Origin of the sequence: uncultured Microbacterium sp., from assembly GCF_963524805.1 — a bacterium.
GTDB lineage: Bacteria > Actinomycetota > Actinomycetes > Actinomycetales > Microbacteriaceae > Microbacterium.
Map to the genome: position 1 here is coordinate 200,896 of NZ_CAURGG010000004.1, position 18,581 is coordinate 219,476.

An 18,581-nucleotide genomic window follows, 5' to 3' on the forward strand; every position below is an offset into this window, starting at 1 on the left:
TGTATCGAGCGGATTAGTGGGCAGTCTCGCCCGGAGCAAGAGCTGCCTTGGCCGTCTTGCCGAGGATGACCACATCTCCGACGAGGGACCAGTTCTCCACATAGGAGAGATCAAGCCGAACGGAGTCCTCCCACGAGAGCGTCGAGCGCCCGCTGACCTGCCAGAGGCCCGTGATTCCGGGCTTTGCAAGGAATCGCCGGTGGACGTGGTCGGCGTAAAGGGCGACTTCCTTGGGAAGAGGGGGTCGCGGACCGACGAGCGACATCGACCCTCCAATTACGTTGAATAACTGGGGGAGCTCGTCGAGGCTGAATTTGCGCATGACGCGTCCAATCGGCGTCACGCGCGGGTCGTCCTTCATCTTGAAGAGCACCTCGTTGCCAGCGTCACGTTGCTGCTTCTCGAGGTCAGCGAGCAGTTCCTCGGCGTTGGTGACCATTGAGCGGAACTTGATCATCGAAAACTCTTTGCCGCCCAGCCCGACCCGTGTCTGGCGGAAGAAGACGGGGCCGTCGCTCGACAGTCGGACGCTTATCGCGAGGAATGCCAGCGCGGGGCTGATGACGATCACGCCCAGAAGCGATGCGATCAGGTCAACGGTGCGCTTCACGACCCGCTGACCTCGGCTGAACCGCGGTGTCTCCACGTGGATGAGTGGGAGGCCTGACACAGGACGCGTCTGAATGCGTGGGCCGGCAATATCGATGATGCTCGGCGCAAGCACGAGGTGTTGTTTGCCGGCCTCGAGGCCCCATGAGATCTGCTTGACCTTGTCGGGCGGTAGTTCGTCGGTACTGGTCACCGCGACCGTATCGGCACCTGTGGCAATGAGCGCCCGATCAACGGCGTTCACGTTTCCCATGATCGGGATTTCGGTGCCTTCGATGGTTGAGGCCACCTTGCCCGAAGGCACACATGCTCCGACAACGCGGTAGCCGGCGCTTGGAGTGCGCTGAAGTTCTCGGGCGAGGTGAGCGACGGTCGATTCGGAACCGACGAGCAGCACGCGGGCCGAATAGCGTCCCCTCAGTCTCTGCGAGATCAGCCATTGACGCCACAGCCAGCGTTCGACGAAAAGAATCAGCACGCCCATAGGAAGGCTGATGAGGAGGAACCCTCGCGCAACATCGACTCGGAGCAAGAAGGCGATGATCGCGACGATTCCAAATAGTCGGACACTCGCGTCGAGTACGCGCTTGTATTCGGCGTTCCCGTTGCCGATCACGCGCTCGCTGCGCGAGTCGATCAAGCTGAGTACCCACATCCATCCGAGTACGAGGCCTCCTGAGAACAACCAGTACGAGAAGTCACTGAGACGGCTGTCTTCTCGGATGGAGACCTGCGCGTTGCCTAGACCAAACCAGGCGATCTGCGTCCCGTAGACGACCCATATCAGGACGAGCAGGTCGCTGATCCAGATTCGCCGCGCGTAGCGCTGCCGCCACCGATCGGGTGCGCGCGGAACCCGAGTCGAACTCGAGATCGAGCTGGGCGCAGACACCATCTGCGCGTTCGGCGCCATCGCCACAGCATCCGCCGAAGCAGCTGAGGGCTGTTCAGCGGGGATGTGCGATGTTGAGATTTGAGGAATTCGCTGCGACGTCGTCGTCGCGTCGACCTTTTGCAGGTCAGACGTCACAGACCATCCTTTCTTGCCTCGAAGTTCCCCCGCAAAAAACGCTATCAGCGCTATGTGTCGCGCAAATGACGGTAGGAGCAACATCGTGTCCCCTCTTCGGGGGACGCGGCGCCGTGGCAACACCGGTGCACGGCTTGAGGTGCCGCGCCATGCACTTCGTTTGCAGTAGCTGCAATGTGCACCGTGCTGTCAAAGTCGGGTGACGTCCCGGCGACGGTCACGCTGCGATTGGCACGTTCACATCCCCGATCATCGCGAGCCTCAACTTGGTTATCCCCGTTGCTTGGGTTGGTGGAGCAACGGTGAAGGGAAGTTAACCGCGATCACGGGTAACGGGCGCGGCTCTCGCCACCGAAGCGCCCACGACGGTTACGAGCGCAGCGATCGTCGCAAGTCTCGGCAGGTCTGACGTTCCTGTTCGGCGCAAACGACCTCTTCGTGACCGATGGCACCGCATGCTCTTGACGGGAACGTAACAAGCTGTACACGAGCGGCAGATACCCTCATCGTTATGGGTAACGCGAATCTGTTGGAGCTCGCAGCCGTAGGCGCAGTCGCGTTCCTTGGGATGGCCGTGCTGTTTGCGATCCCGCTCCGTTACAGGCAACTCGTACTCGCGTACGCAGTGGGAGCATCTGCCGGGCTAGTCGGCGTTCAGGTGCTCCGCATCCACGTCTTCACCCTACTGGTCGTGCTGTGGCTACTCCTCGCTGCCAGGCAAAGCGACAAGGAGGGCGCGGGGTCGGCGGTCGTTCTCGGCGCATGCTCCCTCGTCCTAGGGGGTACAGCGCTTATGGGTGATCTGGTCAACAGCCCTACGCTCGCCTTGCAACTGATCGGGCTCACCGCCAGCGCCATCATCATCATCCTCGGGACTGTGAAAGTCGACCGTGACAGAATGCTCGTTGGCCTACTAGCGGTGGTCTCACTGGCCTCGCTCGTCGGGTTGTCGCAGGTCACTGGCATCATCCCGATGGACTTGTGGCACCTCGACGTGAGTTCGATCGGGCGCCCTACAGGCATCTACCCCGAGCCGGACTGGCTGGGCATGTTCGCGGGAATCGGTGTGATCCTCGCATGGCTAATTCCGATGCCATGGGGGCTCCGGTCGGCACTGCTTGTGCTCAATGTGTCGGCCCTAGTGCTCGCCTTCGCCCGCGCGGCATGGGTGGCAGTAGTAGTCGCCGCTGTCCTCGGGGCAATCGTGTTCCTGCTACGAGGGCGATCCAAGCCGAGTGAGCGGGTGCGGACCGGTCGTGCGATTGCAGTCGTCGTCGTAGCCGTTGTGGGGGCTATCGCTTTCTCGGTGAACACCGCGCTCCGCAACGACGTCATCGTGCGCGTGGGCACGATGATGGGAACGAATCCAGACCCCGACGACATCTCCGGGCAGGCTCGGGTCAGGCAGACGAACCTACTCCTCGACCTTGCCTCAGACATTCCGCCGTGGGGCCACGGGCTCAGTGCCTCTGGCCGTGTCGGGGTCTGGGGCGACTTCGTCACGGGTGAATCGACGAACAACGTCGCCTCGAATTGGTTGCTCGCGATGTGGGTTGACGGGGCGTTCCTCGCTCTGCCCCTGATCCTATTCCTCGCATGGGCTTGCATCCGCGGGACGCGATCTATCGCCGGAATGGCACTGATCGTGACCCTCGTGTCGAGCCTGTTCTCGAACGCGACCTACTTCCCGATTACGTGGATGCTGCTCGCGATTACGGTCGCAGGGTTCAACGCCAAGCAGGTGGAGGCGATTCAGGTACTTCCGATGAGCAAGGGCGCTTTGGCTCGAAGTTAGGCGTGTGACGTCGTCGGTCTCGGATGCAGTCCACGGAGCAGAACACGGGGACATCGCGGATGCCCGCAAGGGCCGGTTACTTCCTATCGACAAAGCTCGCACTTCGTCGCCTCATTGATCGGCGCACCACGGAGGAAGCGGTGCAAGTGGCGGCCAAGTTTCTCGATTTGGTGCGTGACGCTCACTCCATCTAGCGGACTGCACGTTCGGTCGCGGGTGCCGCCCGCCGCCGCGCACGCCGCTCGTAGGGGAGTCGCGCCTTCCACCGATCCATCGGGCGGGTCAGAAGCGCGTGGCTCCCAACTGCGGCCGCAATTGCCAGAGGCATGGCGATCCAGGCGGCATCGAGCAGCGTGCCTCCCATGCCTGTTGCCACGATCACAAGCAGCGGGTAATGCCAGATGTAGAGCTCGTAGCTGATTCGTCCGACGTATGCCGGGGCCGCGGAACCTAGGGCATGCACGATCTCGGATTCGCGCGTGGTGACGTGCATCAGCAGAAGCACCGTGCCAACGATTGTCAGGACCACGCCGAAGGTGTACCCGGTCACCCACAATGATCCGACGATCGCCACGACAATCAGCGCCAGGCCGGCGTATCCCCAGGCGCGGCCGAACGCGCGGCCGCTTCGGTGCATCACCAGGGCGAGGGCGCACCCGAAGAATAGGCCACCAGAGCGAAGCAAGTAGACGGAGTGATCTGCTGTCAAGTCGGCGATGAGCATTCCGACCGTGAGCACAACCCCGAACGCGCCCGCCAGGACTCCTTGCACGCGACGTGACTTCGTGAATCGGATGAGCACCAGTAGCAGCGCCGGCCAGACAAGGTAGAAGATCTCCTCGATGCCGAGGCTCCACGTGTGCCGCCACATGTCGCCCCCGGCGAGACTGAACGAGGTCACGATCGGCATGAGGTAGGTGACAGCAAGTAGCGCGTTTGCTAAAACGGAGACGGCGCCCTTTACGAGCAGGGCCGACGCTGCGCAGACGGCAACAGCCAGCAGCAGCGGCGGGTATAACCGGATCAGCCGCCTGGCGTAGAAGCGCTTCATACGGATGCGCCCCGCGTCGTCGATCTCGCGCATGAGGATGCCGGTGATCAGATAGCCGGACAGCACGAAGAACACGTCGACGCCCATCCAGCCAGGGAAGTCGAGCGGGGTCGAAGCGTGATGGATCAGGACGACGATGACGGCGAGAGCCCGAATGCCGTCCAGCTGCGGCATGTAGTTCGCGCGGGGGCGACCCGCTGGTCCGGTGGCGGCAACGAGGTTACCTGACGGTTGTATCGCTGATTCACTCGGCACGAAAGTCACTCTGTCAGGCGCGCGTTTCGGCCGTGTGAACGCGCGGCGTTACATCGACACCAAGAATGACGCGTGGATCAGGAGGTGAGGCGTTGCCATGGCCCTGGCTTACGTGTCAGGTGGTCGTCGTGGGGCGGACGCTTTACAGAGAAGCCTCGACCACGCGATCAACGCGTCTCAAGGGTCGGCTTGGACACTCATGTCCACCACTCACGGGCCGATTGCGCGGCGCTAAGGGTCGGCTGATGATTACGGGACTGTGACGAGGGCTTCACCCGACCACACGGATGCGCCCCCGTCCGTCGACGTGATCGCGGTCGGCGCCGTCCGGTCAAGACCGGGGGCGCACTGCGACCGCTCAGGCTTGGATCGGTCGGCATTGGCGAAGCGAGTGAGAGCCAGGCCCGAACAGCCGTCGGCAGCGTGGGCGACGATTACGTCAACCCCGTCGATGGCGATGGCTGCGGCATCCGGAGTGGGCAAAGCGATCCAATCACCTTCCTTCGCGACAAACGCCGTCGACTCGCAGATCAGCGCGACGACGTCGCCCTGAGCCCGCAAGCCGCGAGCGTCGGCGCACGGCGCCGCCGCCGGGCCGGACGGCAGCTTCACAGTCCCGGCGTCGGTCACTCTGACGAAGCGCGATGCTGCCAGCACATGCGGGTACGACTCCCAGAACTGGCCCTGCGTGAAGGTGCGCATCGCCTGCGACTCGCAGGTCGGCCCCACGCTCACCACGATCTCGGCCTCGGTCTGCGCGAACGTATCGAGCGCGGCCAGTTGAGTGACACCTCTACATAGGGGTGTCACGTCGGTCCAGGTGGCGCCCGCATCGGTTGAGCGCTCGATGAGCGGAGGGGTTCCGCCGCACGCGCCCGCGACGCCGCGCCACCAGACGTTCGAGCCGGCTCCCGTGCGTACGGCGAGGAAGCGTTCGACGTCCCGCCGGGGGCGCCGGGATCGGCTCGGGCGGCGGTGTGGGAGTAGGCGTCGGGACACCGAGGGTGAAGGTCGGTACGGGCGCAGCCATCCCGGGGGTCTCGTTGGGCGCGGCGTGATCGTATGCCGCAGAGACGAGGGTGCTAACGCCGAGACTGGCAACCACCAGCGTAGCCACGGCACTCCAACGGAAGCTGGACGAGCGCCAGGATCTGTCGTTTGCCACGGCCTACGGGGTGCGAGAGACGCTGTCAGACGTTTCGTCCCGCCTCGCCGGCTCGACGAGCGGAGACAACGACGCTTCGACGGGCTCGGCGGCCGGCCCGACCGGAGCGGGAGCAATCTTGCGGCCGGCTTTGCGAGCGGCTCGGGTTTCGGCCCGCGAACGGCCCTGCACATAGCCATAGCCCTGGCCATATCCGTAGCCATATGCGTACGCGTACGAGTCCGGTCCGCGGGTAGGAACCATCGACAGCACGATGCCGGCGACCTTCGCACCGACGGTCTGCAGAGCGTCGATCGCGCCCGACAGCTGGTGTCGGTTCGTCCTGCCGGCCGACACGATGACCAGTGCGCCACTCGTCGCACGCGCCAGAATGGCGGCATCCGTGACGGGAAGGAGCGGGGGAGCGTCACACAGCACGACGTCGAAGTCGCGCTCGAGCACCTCGAGCAGCGTGGCCATCTGGTCTGACCCGAGCAGCTCGCTCGGGTTGGGCGGGATCTTGCCGGCGGGCAGCACGTACATGCTGCGGTCGCCCCACGGGTGCATCACGTCACCGACCTTCGTGCGACCGATCAGCACGTCGGTGAGCCCGGCGCCACCCTCGATGCCGAGGTACTCGGCCACCTTGGGCTTGCGCAGATCGGTGTCGAGCAGCGCGACGCGCTTGCCGGCGTCCGCCAGTGCGATCGCGAGGTTGATCGTCGTGGTCGACTTGCCCTCACTCGGAACGCTCGAGGTGACGACGAAGCTGTGACGGCCGCCCATATCGAGGAACTGCAGGTTGGTGCGCAACGCCCGGAAGGACTCGGCGCGCGGGCTGAGCGGGTCAGCGTGCACGATAAGCGGGCGCTCTTTGGCCTTCGGGTCGAACGCGATCGCGCCGATGAGCGGTGCGTCGGTGACGGGCGTGAGGTCCTGGGGCGTGCGGATGCGCGTGTCGAGGATCGACCGCAGCACTGCGATGCCGATGCCGATCGCGAGACCGACGAGACCGCCGAGCACGAGGTTGAGGGTCACGTTCGGGCTCGAAGGTGCGAGGGCGGGAATCGCATCTTTCACACGGGTGAGCCGCACGGGGCTCTCTTCGCTGCCGTTCGGCGTCTCGATCGACTCGACGGCCGCGGTCAGGCTCGCCGCCAGCGCGTTGGCGATGTCGGCAGCGAGCAGCGGATCGGCGTCGGTGACCGAGATCGTGATCAGCGTCGTGTTGAGCGGAGCAGTAGCGGACACCGACTCCGCGAGGGTGTTGGCCGAGATGCCGAGATCGAGCTTGGCGATCACCGGATTCATGACGATCGGCGTCGTGACCAGGTTGGAGTACGTCGTCACTCGCGACTGCGTGAAGGTGGATCCCTGCTGCATCTCGGCGACGGTTCCGCCCGCCTGAGTGGAGACGAAGACCGTGCTCTGCGCGTCGTACATCGGCGTGCGCGTCAGTGAATACCCTGCCGCCACGCCCACTCCGAGCAGCGTCGCCAGAACGATGATGATCCAGTTCTTGCGAAGGATACGGATGTAGTCGGTGAGCTCCATGACGCCTTTCCCTCGTGGGTCGCGCTCATGGTGCGAGAGCGCGAGGGGAAGCCCCGAGGTGCGTCCATGGTGACACGGATGCGTTTCGGAGTCCTCGCCGGGACGTGACGGGCATGTTAAAGGAGAGGGACGGATTCCGCGTCTTTCTGCGGGTGTTTTCGGTTTCGAAGCTCTTCGCGTCCCCCGAAGAGGGGACAGGCGTCCCCCGAAATACCGACAGACGCGGGGGTTGACGGCCCCGTAACGTCGGTTGTGGCCCCCGGATCGATGCCCTTCAATCCGGGGGCTCATTGATTTCTCTACCGGCCGGATGCTGCGGCGCTCAGCACCCGTACCACCTCGTCGAGCGCCGGCGCCAGCTGGGCGGCGGAGAGTTCGTAGGTCTGCCACGACCGCCCGTACGGGTCGATCACATCGTCGTCCTCGGGCTTGTCGGGCGGCAGCACCATCCCGCGACGACTCGCGACGAGCGCGGCGGCGGCGCGGACGCGCGCGCCTGGGCTCTGCACGGGGGCCTTGGCGGCGACATCTTGAATCTCTTCGTCGGTGATGTCGGCCGAGAGCCGCGCGAACTCGCGCGCCGTGAACGTCGAGCGCACGCGCGATGGCGCCAGCTCGGCGACCATGCGGCGGTGGTCGCGGGTCATCGTGATGATCAGGTCGGGCGCGAGCAGGTGCTGCTCGATCAGAAACCGCGAGCGGTGCGCCGTGGAATCGGCCGTCGGAATGCCGAGCTGGTCGGCCAAGGCGAGCGCCTCGGGAGTCATCGGTGCCGAGCGCAGACCGCGGGTTCCGGCGCTGGTGACCGTGGCGTGCTCGCCGAGATCTTTGCGCAGCAGCTGCTCGGCGAGCGGCGAGCGGCAGATGTTGCCGGTGCAGACCGTCAGGACCTCGAACAAGGGCGCACCTCCGGGGCTGGTAACGTTCCGCGCATGTCGCTCGACTCTACCGACGTGAACGAGGTGCCCCGTGCCGAGGCGTCTGACGTCTCGACTCGGTCAGAGCGGCGGGCTGCGGCATCCGACTCTGTGAAATCAACGCGCCGCACCGACTGGCGGCTCGGCGGGCGCACGGTGCATCCGTGGCGGGCGGGTGTGCTCGCGGTGGCGCTCATCGGCGTCGGCCTGGGCGTCGTGCTCGGCACGCTGGTGACGGTGGTGCTGCCTTCCGCCGGTGGACTCGCCGCGACGGCGGTGCTGTGGCTCGGGATGCTGGTGCCCATCGTGTGGGCTTTCACCCGGTCTCGGCCGGCGGGGCTGCTGAGGTTGCGGTTTCTCGACCTTCTGTGGGGCGTGGGTCTTGGGCTGATCCTGCGGATGGTGCAGGGCTGGCTCGCCGTGGCGACTGGCGGGTCGGGGGCGCTGCCGTCGTACCCGTCGATCGGGGGGTCGCTGCCGTCGGGGTTCGTGTTCTCGGACGTGCTCGCGCCGGTCGTGATCGCCCCGGTTCTGGAGGAGTTCTTCTTCCGCGGCGTGGTGCTCGTCTCGCTCTACAGGCTGCTGCGGCGGCCGGTGGGTGCGGTGATGGCGGGGGCGGTGTCGGTGGTCGTCTCTGCGGGACTGTTCGTCATGTTGCATTCGCTGGACGGGGCGCTCTCGGTCGATGAAGTCATCTCACTTGCGCTGCTGGGTGTGGTGTGCGGGGCGCTCGTCATGTTGACGGGACGAATCTGGCCGGCTGTGCTGACGCACGTCGTGTACAACGGGTCGTTCGTGGTGCTCGCGGTGGCCGGCACGCTGCTGGGCTGAGCTACGGGCTCCGCCGATACGGAAGAAACTCACTCCCGCCCCTGGTGCAACCCGGTGTCGAGCACGTAGCGTCGAAAGCGGACGCCGGTACCCCGGCATCCGTCCCCCCAGGCGGGCGATGCAGACATCGGCCCGCCCCACACGGTATCGACGACGACACCGACTACGAAGGAGAACTATGTTCCGATCCGTAAAGCCATCGCGACGCGCGATGGCAGTCGCAAGTGGGGCGGTGGCCGCGCTCGCGCTGGCCACACTTCCCGCCACAGGCGCATTCGCGGCACCTCCTGCCGCGCAGTGCGACAACCGCAATAACAACACCGTTGCCAAACTGCTCGACTGTGTCACTCCAGATGGCGTGATGGAGCATCTCAAGGCCTTCCAGGCAATCGCCGATGCCAACGACGGCAACCGCGCTGCGACGACCTCTGGGTATGACGCGAGCGTCGAGTACGTCATCGATGTGATGCGGGATGCCGGGTGGACCGTCACCGAAGACACATTCGACTTCGAGCAGCAGGCTGCGCCCACCGTGCAGCAGCTGACGCCTGTCGATGCCACCCTCGAGACGGCATTCGTGACCGGCTCGCCCGTGGGGGACATCACCGCCGCAGTGACTGCGATCGACTACGGATCGGGAACGAGCGGCTGCGAGGCGGGCGACTTCACCGGGTTCGCCGCGGGAACGATCGCACTCATCCAGCGAGGTGGGTGCACTTTCGCCGTCAAGGCGGCCAACGCCGATGCGGCGGGAGCGGCAGCGATCATCATCGCCAACAACGTGCCCGGGTTGCTCAACCCGACGCTCGGGGAGTATGTGGCTACCGCGCCGGTCGCCTTCACCACTCCTGAGGGCGGCGCGTCGTTGAGCCAGTCTGGGTCGACTGCGCGGGTGTTCGTGCCCGACCCCGTTGTCGTGCCGCAGCGCAACGTCATCGCCGAGCTGCCCGGTCGCAACAACGACAACGTCGTGATGGCGGGTGCGCACCTCGACTCGGTGCCCGAGGGGCCCGGCATCAACGACAACGGCAGCGGCTCGGCCGCGCTGCTCGAAGTCGCGCAGAACCTGTCGAAGCTGAAGCCCGAGAACACGATCAGGTTCGCCTGGTGGGCGGCCGAAGAAGAAGGCCTCGTCGGCTCGACTTCGTACGTCGACCGGCTGCCCCAGGAGGAACGCGACCGCATCGCGCTCTACCTGAACTTCGACATGATCGCCTCGCCGAACTACATGTTCATGATCTACGACAGTGACGAGTCGGGTTACCCGGCTCCGGTCGAGGTTCCGGAGGGCTCGGTGCAGATCGAGGACCTCTTCGAGAGCTACTTCACGAGCGTGAATGAGCCCTACACCGATGCCGAGTTCAGCGGACGCAGCGACTACGCCGCATTCATCGATGCCGGCATCGCCTCGGGCGGCCTGTTCACCGGCGCGGAAGAGGTCAAGACGCCGGAGCAGGCTGCGATCTGGGGCGGCACGGCGGGACAGTGGCTGGACCCGTGCTACCACCAGGGGTGCGACACGATCCTGAACATCAGTGAGAAGGCGCTCGGCGTCAACTCCGATGCCATCGCGCTCGCTGTGCTCGCCTACTCGTACTCAACGGAGACGGTGAACGGCGTAGTGGGCAAGTCGATCCCCGGTGGGCTCGCGCTGCCCGCTCCGGCAGGACCGGTCGCGGAGGGCTCGGCCGGTGCCGGCGGTGGTCTTCACCAGGGCGCCGCAGAGTGACCGCCTGAACGGCCGCTGAGGCCCGTCGTCCTGTCGCAGGGCGGCGGGCCTCAGCGTTGTGGCTGTGGGCTGATATCCACAACGGCTCGAATCTATGTATGAATGTCGGCGGCTCATGTCAGTATCGAATATGGCCATCTTGACCGACATGCGAGAGCGGATCTGCACCCTCGACTCGCAGTTTGGTGTGGATGTCGACGGTGCCGATCTGGTCGCTGCTGCCCGGCGGTGGGAGACGGACGCGGTCGTCGCGATGGTCGAGATCGCCGCAGCGGTCAAGCATGATGCGGACCGCTTGATGGCAGTCGGTGCGGCGATTCTGAGCGAGCGATCGTCGCGCGACCTGGGTCAGAGCGGCGCCGCCGCGGTGCGCGGGCATTCGTCTCCCGTCTCGCTGGTGCAGTCGATCTCGGGCGGAACGCGAGCGGATGCGGTACGCGCCGTGCGGGTGGGTGGAGCGCTGCTCGACGGTTCTGCGGGGGCGAACGAATCTTCGGAGTTGGCGGCTGCGCCGGTCGAGCGGCCGTGGCATGAGTCGCTTGGCCGTGCGATGTTCGCCGGGTTGCTGACACCGGCCCAGCACGACGCGATTCTGCGCGGAGTGGGCGAGCCGCCGGAACGCCTGGACGGCGTCGGCGAGGTCTGGGGGCTAGCAGCGGCGCAGCTGGTGGCGGAGGCGGACGGCATCGAGGTCGAAGAGCTGGCTCGGCGAGCGCGGCAAGTGCGCGATGCGCTGGATCCGATTGGCACCGAGGAGCGCTGCGCGCGCCGCTTCGAGGCGCCGTCATTCCGCACGTGGACAGATGCCGACGGTGGCCGGCACGGGCGCATCGACTTCGACGACGAGGGTGCAGCGTTCTGGGACTCCGTTATCGCCTCCGCGCTGCGGCCTCGCCGTGGAGGACCGCGGTTCATGACCGCGGAGGAGCGTGAGGCCGCTGCCGATCTGGTCGCAGACACCCGCACCAACGAGCAGCTGACGTACGACTTGGTCACTGACGTGTTCCGTGCCGGGGCGCTGGCGACGGCATCCGATGTGTTCGGAGTTCGTCAGCCGGGCGTCCGCATCGTCGTGGTGCGCGATGCGATCGGCCCGCGCGACGCGTTCGGGCGCTTGGTGGCGACTGCCCACCTCGAGGACGGCGGTGACGCGCTGCCCGGGTCGGTGATCGACCGAGCGCTGTGCGACGTCGGGTCTGTGAAAGTGACGGTGGACTCGTGCGGCAACCCGCTCGACGTGGGCAGCGACGACCGGCTGTTCACTCCGAAGCAGAAGATGGCGCTCGCGGTGCGCGACGGCGGGTGTCTCTGGCCGGGATGCCGCGTCCCCGCGTCGTACTGCGAAGCCCACCACTCCGAGCACTGGGCGGAGGGCGGGCGCACCGACATCGAGTCGGGGGTGCTGCTCTGTCGCTTCCACCACATGCTGCTTCACAACGCGGGGTGGCGGATCAGGCGGGATGGACGAGGACCGTTCGTCCTTCACCGGCCACCCGGAATTCCCGAGGATCCGGTCGTGCTGCCGTCCAGGTCGGCGGTGCGGTGGGCGTGGGATTCGCCGCGTCCCGAGATGCGGACGGGATGGCGTGCGGCGTGAACGGACGGGCAGGACGAGTGAACCCGGGCGGGTCTGTCCGGGTCGGGCCCGGCCGGGCGCGGTCGGCGCGCGTGGAGTCAGTACGCTCGTGGCGGGTTATACGCGTGACCGGGGGTTCTGCGCAAGCACCAAGGTGTCCTTTCGGGCTCCCCATGTAAGCTGACGCCGCTCCTTCCCTGCGGAGCTAGGCATACGCGTGACAGCACCCGAGGATTCCGATATCGACCCGCGCCATGACGTGGAGTCGCTCGGTGGCGCGCCCGAAGACGCCGCGCACCGCGCGCAGGAAGACGAACTGGCGCGACTCTTCGGACCGGCAGAACAGCCGGACCGTGCTGTGCCTGCCGCTGATGAGGGCGCCCGGCGGGACAGTCTCGCGGCGCTGTTCGGAGCGCAAAAGACGTCGGACGCCCCGGCACAAGAACCCGACTTCACGTGGGATCCGAGTCTGATGGCTTCGCCGGTCGAACCATTCGTCGCCGAGTCTGAGGCGCCAACGATGTGGGTCCCGCCCGCGGTGGAGTCGCCGGCAGCGCCGACAGTGTTCGAGGAGACCCCGCCCGCGCCCGTCGATGATCTCGCGTCAGACGAACCCGATTTCGATCTCCCTGAGCCGGCCGAAGCCACTGTCGAGTCAGATCCAGTGGAGCCATCGCCCGATGACCACGCCACCGAGCAGATCGCGGCGGGGATAGCGGTCTGGTCGGACTCGTCTTCGGTGACGGACGACGCGCCGCCCGCTGAACCGTCAACGGCACTGTGGGACGACCCGTCACCGAGCACAGCCGACCTCATCCTCGCCGAAGACTTGGCTGAGCTCGGCTTCGACGAGGATCTCGCATTCGAGTCGTTCGGCGAGCCGGCATCCGAGGCAGGTGATGAGCCGGCATTCGCGTCGCCGGTCGAGCCGCCAGGCCCGTCGACGGGCGAGCCGGCTACCGAGGAGACCGCTGAGAGAAGCGAGGAAGCCGTTCCCCTGGCTGCCGGCGCGATGCTCGCGGGCCGGGCACTGGGGTCGGACGAGCCCGACGAGCCGGGGTCGGACGAGGCCGACGAGGCGGCATCCGTCGATTCCGCCGACGCGGCCCTCGCCTCCACCCGGCCCAGTTGGCTGGACGCCGTCAGCGGGGGACCGGACGCGAAGACTGTCGCCCTGCCGGCATCCGTTGCGGCGGCCGCCGCGGCAGCACCCGCAGCAGCGTCCCCGGTGGGGACCACGCCGGCATCCTCGACCGGGGCGTTCTATCCTGCAGAACGCCGCGGCATCCGGGCGTGGAGCACACGAGTGCGCTGGTCGGTCGCCGTCTCGATCGTGCTGCTCATAGGCGTCGTCGTCGGGTCCGTGCTGATCGCACAGAACATCGCGGCCAACAACGTCGCGGCGCAAGAGCTGGCCGCAGCGGTCGCTGAACTCGAGGGCGCCGAAGCGGCAGCCACCGACCCGGAGCCCTTGCTCGACGAGGCCGTCTCGCAGTACGAGGACACGGTCGCCAGCGCTCAGGCGACCGCCGACTCGGCAGGTCCGCCGCTCGCCGCGATCGCGGGGATGGCGGCTCAGCCGTTGCTCGACGCGTCGAACGCTGCGCTCGCCGCCTTGATAGCGCAGCTTGCCGCGGCCGACCTCGGCGATGTACCTGATCCATACGAGCGCGGCGATGTCGACATGGCGGACATCGATGAGCTGAAGGCAGCCACGAAGATCGCGGAGGCCCACGCCGGGCTCGTCACGACGGCGACACGGGAAGTGCGCGCTGCGCAGACAGCGCTGCAGGAAAAGGTCGATGCGCTGCGCGTCGCCCAGGTCGCCCTCGGCGCCTCACTGCCCGAGACGGCTGTCGTCATCGAGGGTGAGAACAGGCGGGCACTGCAGAGCTTCCGCGATGCTGTTGTCGCGGCATCCGTCGCCGTCCCCGCCGCCCAGAATGCGGGCGGATCAGGGGACGCCGAGCTCCTCGCCTACGCGGCCGCGGTCACGGCGTTGCGCGAAGATCAGGTTCGGGCGGAGAACGACGTCACCCCGGTGACGCCGGTGCGCCCGGCGAACCCCGCGCCGCTGCCGCAGCCGACGACGGATCCCGCGCCGGCGCCCGAGCCGGCACCGGAACCGCAGCCGGAGCCCTCGACGCCGGCACCCGAACCCGCGCCCACAGGTACTCCGTGACCACCGGCCTGACTAAGGCAGTCTTGGCGCCAGCTCCTTGATGAACGTCGCCAGGTCGGGTCCGAGATCCTCACGATCCAGCGCCAGCAGGATGCTGGACTTGATGTAGTCGAGCCGATCACCGGTGTCATAGCGACGACCCGAGAAGATCACACCCAGTACCGCTCCGGCGATCGACTCATCGGCCGCCAACTCCTCGAGTGCATCGGTCAGCTGGATCTCCCCGCCCTTGCCGGGAGCGGTGTTTTCGAGCACCTCGAAGATCTCGGGCTTCAGTACGTACCGGCCGATGATCGCCAGGTTGCTCGGCGCCTCGGCCGCGGCCGGCTTCTCGACGAGCGCCTTGATCTTCACGACGTCCGCATCGTCAGTGCGGTCCACATCGGCACAGCCGTAGAGGTGGATGTGCGACGGATCCACCTCCATCAGCGCGACGACCGTCGCCGACTGAGCCAGCGACACCTCGATCATGCGCGAGAGCAGCGCGTCCCGCGCATCGATCAGGTCATCACCGAGCATCACGGCGAACGTCTCGTGACCGACGTGCTTCTTGGCCCGCAGCACCGCATGCCCGAGACCCTTCGGGTCGCCCTGGCGCAGGAAGTGGATGTCGGCGAGCGAACTCGGCTCCATCACGCGGGCGAGCTTGCCGTGATCGCCCTTTGCATCGAGGCTGTGCTCGAGCTCGGTGACGCGGTCGAAGTGGTTGGCCAGCGCGTTCTTGTTGCGACCGATGATCACGAGGATGTCGTCGATGCCGGCGGCGACCGCCTCTTCGACGACGTACTGGATCGCCGGCTTGTCGACGACGGGCAGCATCTCTTTCGGCATGGCCTTCGTGGCGGGGAGGAACCGCGTGCCGAGACCGGCCGCGGGAATCACGGCCTTGATGGAGGGGAGGGTCATGACGACGACCGTACCGATGTTGCGTGAAGGGAATGTTTCGCCACGGTGACCGAAATAGCCTCTCACCGGGGGCGAAGGCGAACCCCTGTCCTCCGAAGAGGGGACAAGAATTGTCGAACGCGACCTCCGCCGGCGGTCGCCATCACGAAGCAGCCGCGGCCTCCGCGCGCCGCCACCGGTCGCCGCCCTCGCTCTGGGCGTCCTGCACCAGCAGGGCGGCGGCATCCACGAGGGATTCGTACGACGCGGTCGCGACGTCCACGGGCACGATTCCCGCGCTCGCCGAGATGCGCAGGCTCGTCGGCGCCTCGCCGTCCGCGGTCGACACCTCGTTCAGCACGGTGCGGACGAACTCCCGCACCGCTCCGGCCGGCTGCGACGCGAACACGGTGACGTGCCCCGGTGCAACGCGGCAGAGATCGACGTCGGAGGGGAACGTCTCGGCCACGATGTTCTCGAACCGACGGATCGTCGCTCCGAACGCCGCGTCGCCGGTGGCGTCACGCAGATCGCGCGCGTCATCGAGCCGCAGATCGATGAAGGACCAGCTCTGCTCCTTCCGGCGCCGTGCGCGCAGCAGCCGCTCGCGGACAACGGCGCGCATCATCGGCTCGATCGCGAACGCATCCATCGCCTCGAGCGCGTCCCGCGCGCCCGGACGTCGGTTGGCGAGGAAGAGCAGGCTCACGGTCGCACAGATCGCGTAGACGCTCATCGCGATCACGACGCCGCGGATGTACACCAGATCGGCCTCGGGGCTCGAGTTCCCGACGTCGCCCGCCGCGCCGACCGCTCCGAGAAGGACCAGGGCGGCCGAACCCACGACGAGCGGCACGCCGAACCGCGACCCCCGGAACGTGCCGCGCAGCACCTCGATCGCCCCGAGGATCGCGCCGATCGCCGACGCGAAGAACAGCCAGCGGAAGACGGTAAAGCCGTTCGGGAGGTTCGTCGTGAGCGCCAGCAGCACCACCGAGACGAGCGATTGGGCGAAGCCCATCCACGCGAGCGAGCGTTTGCCCTGAGCCGCGCGGAGCCCCGACCAGATGACGAGCGGCATGCCGAACATGATGCCGAACCCGACCGGGTGAAGGAGGACGTCGGTGCCCATCGCCGCGGACGCCAGCGTTCCGTAGGACCCGAGCAGGCCGAGGAACAGGGCGAAGGTCCACAGCAGCGTTGCGCGGCTCGCCCGGCCGAGCAGTCCGATCCAGATCATCAGCGCGACGCAGACCGTCATGGTGGTCGTGAGGCCCACCACCAGGTCGCCCGCTCCCTCCACCGTCGCCGCCGCAGCCTCACGCATCGGTCGTCTCCCGCGGCAGCTTCTGGGCACGGGGCGGCGGAGGCGCGGCATCCGGCCCCTCGTCCAGCGGCAGGCTCACCGTCGCGACGGTGCCGCGCCCGAGCTCGCTCTTCACGGACAGCTCGCCCCGATGCTCGTCGACGAGGGAGCGCACGATGCCCATGCCCAGTCCCGTGCCGGTGATGGGGCTGGCCTCGGCGGCGGCGGTGCGGAAGTACGGCTCGAAGATGCGCTCGAGGTCGTCCGGGCCCATGCCCATCCCCGTGTCGGTGATGACCAGCACTCCCTGATCCGCGGCGGCGGCATCCCCGTCCTTCGCGCTCGAGCGGAACACCTCGACTGTGACGCGCCCGCCCTTCGGCGTGTACTTGATCGCGTTGCTCAGCAGGTTGTCGCTCACCTGGCGCAGGCGGAACGCGTCGCCGTGCACCGACACCGGCTCGGACACGGCGAGGACCACGTGGATGCCGCCGGCCTCGGCAGCGGGAGCGAAAGACTCCACCGAATCGGCGACGACCTTCGCGAGGTCGGTGCTGGTCATGATCGACTCGGCCTTCTGCGCCCGCTTGCCCGACTCGAGGATCTCGTTCGCCAGCGTCAGCATGCGCTCGGCGGCCGAGGTGATCGCCTGCACGCGATCGCGGGTGCGGCCGGCGACGTCGGGCTCTTCGAGCAGCAGGTCGGAGAACCCCAGAATCGTGGTCAGGGGATTGCGCAGCTCGTGCGAGACCCGCGTTGCCAGGCTGGCCCGCGCGCGCTCGGCGCTGATCATCGCGGTGATGTCATGGGCGATCACGAGGGATCCCCCCGAGGCCAGCCCGGAGTCGTCGGGCAGTCGCAGCGCGGTGACCGCGAGTGCGCGCCACTCCCAGTCGGCGGTGAACAGCCAGGTGCGCTCGTCCTCGAACTGCTCCCCGCGACGCGCGCGCATGATCGGCCGGCGGGCGTTGCCGAGCGGGTCGCCCTCGAAGCCGTCGTACTCGACCGAGCGCGGAGCGAAGCCCGCATCGTCGGGGTCGATGTCGTAGAGGTCGCGGTAGGTCTTGTTCGCCTCGAGGATCTCGCCGTCGGCCGACAGGCGCACCACGCCGACATCTATCGAGCCGAGCACGCGCGACAGCTCGCGCTCCTGGCGCGTCGAGCGCGTGAGCGTCTCGTTCAGCTTGGTCGCCTCGCGGCGCAGCAGGCGCTTGAAGGCCCGGCTCTGGCGCGACGAGGAGTACGTGCTGATCGCGATGAAGGTGAGCGAGAGCGTCACGACGATCAGGCGCAGCGTGCCGTTCGCGTCGGCAGGTGGGCGGATCTCTTCGAGCAGCACGATGACCGTGACCGTGCCCAGGGCCGTGCCGGTCGCCCACAGCGGGAAGTGCGAAGCCACCCACGTGACCGGGAACACCCAGAGGAAGGCGAAATCGACCGGGGTGTCGCGGTTCATCAGGCCGACGGCGACGATGTCTAGCAGCGGGATCATCAGCACCACCCAGCGCGGCAGCCGGTCCCAGGGGAGGGCGAGGGCCACCGCGGTCAGGACGACCACGAGCGAGACGCCGATCGTGAAGGTCCACTGGTTGAGCGACTCCGGCGAGAGCGCCTGAACGATCAGGACGATCACCACCACGACGATCGACAGCAGCAGCTGCGACTGCCAGATCGAGGCGGTGCGGGTGCCGATCGGCAGCGGCGCGGGCGTGGTCAT

13 protein-coding genes are annotated in these 18,581 nt (G+C 67.0%); 5 read left to right on the forward strand and 8 right to left on the reverse strand.

Going from position 1 to position 18,581, the window contains the following annotated elements:
* Positions 1 to 13 precede the first annotated feature (13 nt).
* Positions 14 to 1,504, reverse strand: a complete 1,491-nt coding sequence (locus RWQ91_RS10745; protein ID WP_314505896.1) for a sugar transferase — start codon at positions 1,502 to 1,504, stop codon at positions 14 to 16.
* A gap of 646 nt (positions 1,505 to 2,150) precedes the next feature.
* Here RWQ91_RS10745 and RWQ91_RS10750 point away from each other — a divergent pair.
* Positions 2,151 to 3,434 carry an O-antigen ligase family protein gene (locus RWQ91_RS10750; RefSeq protein WP_314505834.1) on the forward strand — a complete coding sequence of 428 codons (1,284 nt, stop codon included), beginning with the start codon at positions 2,151 to 2,153 and terminating at the stop codon, positions 3,432 to 3,434.
* Positions 3,435 to 3,624: 190 nt separating this feature from the next.
* Here the strand turns inward: RWQ91_RS10750 and RWQ91_RS10755 are convergent, their stop codons facing one another.
* From RWQ91_RS10755 to RWQ91_RS10770, 4 genes are all read right to left on the reverse strand, one after another.
* Positions 3,625 to 4,659: an acyltransferase gene (locus RWQ91_RS10755; RefSeq protein ID WP_314505836.1), complete on the reverse strand. Its 1,035-nt coding sequence runs from the start codon at positions 4,657 to 4,659 to the stop codon at positions 3,625 to 3,627.
* Positions 4,660 to 4,989: 330 nt separating this feature from the next.
* Complete coding sequence (locus tag RWQ91_RS10760; RefSeq protein WP_314505837.1) at positions 4,990 to 5,739, reverse strand: hypothetical protein; 750 nt, start codon at positions 5,737 to 5,739, stop codon at positions 4,990 to 4,992.
* A gap of 169 nt (positions 5,740 to 5,908) precedes the next feature.
* Positions 5,909 to 7,438: a polysaccharide biosynthesis tyrosine autokinase gene (locus RWQ91_RS10765; protein WP_314505838.1), complete on the reverse strand. Its 1,530-nt coding sequence runs from the start codon at positions 7,436 to 7,438 to the stop codon at positions 5,909 to 5,911.
* 299 nt (positions 7,439 to 7,737) lie between these two features.
* Entirely contained in the window at positions 7,738 to 8,337 is a 600-nt protein-coding gene (locus RWQ91_RS10770) for a low molecular weight phosphatase family protein (RefSeq protein WP_314505839.1), read from the reverse strand.
* A 33-nt stretch (positions 8,338 to 8,370) separates the two neighbouring features.
* On the opposite strand from RWQ91_RS10770, the gene RWQ91_RS10775 reads away from it, so the two are divergent.
* The 4 genes from RWQ91_RS10775 (at position 8,371) to RWQ91_RS10790 (ending at position 14,673) form a co-directional block, all read left to right on the forward strand.
* Positions 8,371 to 9,186, forward strand: a complete 816-nt coding sequence (locus tag RWQ91_RS10775) for a type II CAAX endopeptidase family protein (RefSeq protein WP_314505840.1) — start codon at positions 8,371 to 8,373, stop codon at positions 9,184 to 9,186.
* A gap of 211 nt (positions 9,187 to 9,397) precedes the next feature.
* The gene (locus RWQ91_RS10780; protein ID WP_314505842.1) at positions 9,398 to 10,915 is read left to right on the forward strand and encodes a M28 family metallopeptidase; all 1,518 of its coding nucleotides are present in this window, start codon (positions 9,398 to 9,400) and stop codon (positions 10,913 to 10,915) included.
* Positions 10,916 to 11,045: 130 nt separating this feature from the next.
* Positions 11,046 to 12,512 carry a DUF222 domain-containing protein gene (locus RWQ91_RS10785; protein ID WP_314505843.1) on the forward strand — a complete coding sequence of 489 codons (1,467 nt, stop codon included), beginning with the start codon at positions 11,046 to 11,048 and terminating at the stop codon, positions 12,510 to 12,512.
* 196 nt (positions 12,513 to 12,708) lie between these two features.
* The gene (locus RWQ91_RS10790) at positions 12,709 to 14,673 is read left to right on the forward strand and encodes a hypothetical protein (protein ID WP_314505845.1); all 1,965 of its coding nucleotides are present in this window, start codon (positions 12,709 to 12,711) and stop codon (positions 14,671 to 14,673) included.
* Between the two features lie 12 nt (positions 14,674 to 14,685).
* On the opposite strand, the gene galU is transcribed toward RWQ91_RS10790, so the two are convergent.
* The 3 genes from galU to RWQ91_RS10805 form a co-directional block, all read right to left on the reverse strand.
* Positions 14,686 to 15,579 carry a UTP--glucose-1-phosphate uridylyltransferase GalU gene (galU, locus tag RWQ91_RS10795; protein ID WP_314505846.1) on the reverse strand — a complete coding sequence of 298 codons (894 nt, stop codon included), beginning with the start codon at positions 15,577 to 15,579 and terminating at the stop codon, positions 14,686 to 14,688.
* 142 nt (positions 15,580 to 15,721) lie between these two features.
* The gene (locus RWQ91_RS10800; RefSeq protein ID WP_314505848.1) at positions 15,722 to 16,885 is read right to left on the reverse strand and encodes a hypothetical protein; all 1,164 of its coding nucleotides are present in this window, start codon (positions 16,883 to 16,885) and stop codon (positions 15,722 to 15,724) included.
* Positions 16,878 to 18,581, reverse strand: a complete 1,704-nt coding sequence (locus tag RWQ91_RS10805; protein WP_314505849.1) for an ATP-binding protein — start codon at positions 18,579 to 18,581, stop codon at positions 16,878 to 16,880. The genes RWQ91_RS10800 and RWQ91_RS10805 overlap by 8 nt, the downstream gene beginning before the upstream one ends.

Coding starts and splice junctions, on each gene's coding strand:
- RWQ91_RS10745 (WP_314505896.1), bottom strand. CDS start 1,504: ATGGTGTCTGCGCCCAGCTCGATCTCGAGTTCGACTCGGGTTCCGCGC.
- RWQ91_RS10750 (WP_314505834.1), top strand. CDS start 2,151: ATGGGTAACGCGAATCTGTTGGAGCTCGCAGCCGTAGGCGCAGTCGCG.
- RWQ91_RS10755 (WP_314505836.1), bottom strand. CDS start 4,659: ATGCCGCAGCTGGACGGCATTCGGGCTCTCGCCGTCATCGTCGTCCTG.
- RWQ91_RS10765 (WP_314505838.1), bottom strand. CDS start 7,438: ATGGAGCTCACCGACTACATCCGTATCCTTCGCAAGAACTGGATCATC.
- RWQ91_RS10775 (WP_314505840.1), top strand. CDS start 8,371: ATGTCGCTCGACTCTACCGACGTGAACGAGGTGCCCCGTGCCGAGGCG.
- RWQ91_RS10780 (WP_314505842.1), top strand. CDS start 9,398: ATGGCAGTCGCAAGTGGGGCGGTGGCCGCGCTCGCGCTGGCCACACTT.
- RWQ91_RS10785 (WP_314505843.1), top strand. CDS start 11,046: ATGGCCATCTTGACCGACATGCGAGAGCGGATCTGCACCCTCGACTCG.
- galU (WP_314505846.1), bottom strand. CDS start 15,579: ATGACCCTCCCCTCCATCAAGGCCGTGATTCCCGCGGCCGGTCTCGGC.
- RWQ91_RS10800 (WP_314505848.1), bottom strand. CDS start 16,885: ATGCGTGAGGCTGCGGCGGCGACGGTGGAGGGAGCGGGCGACCTGGTG.
- RWQ91_RS10805 (WP_314505849.1), bottom strand. CDS start 18,581: ATGACCACGCCCGCGCCGCTGCCGATCGGCACCCGCACCGCCTCGATC.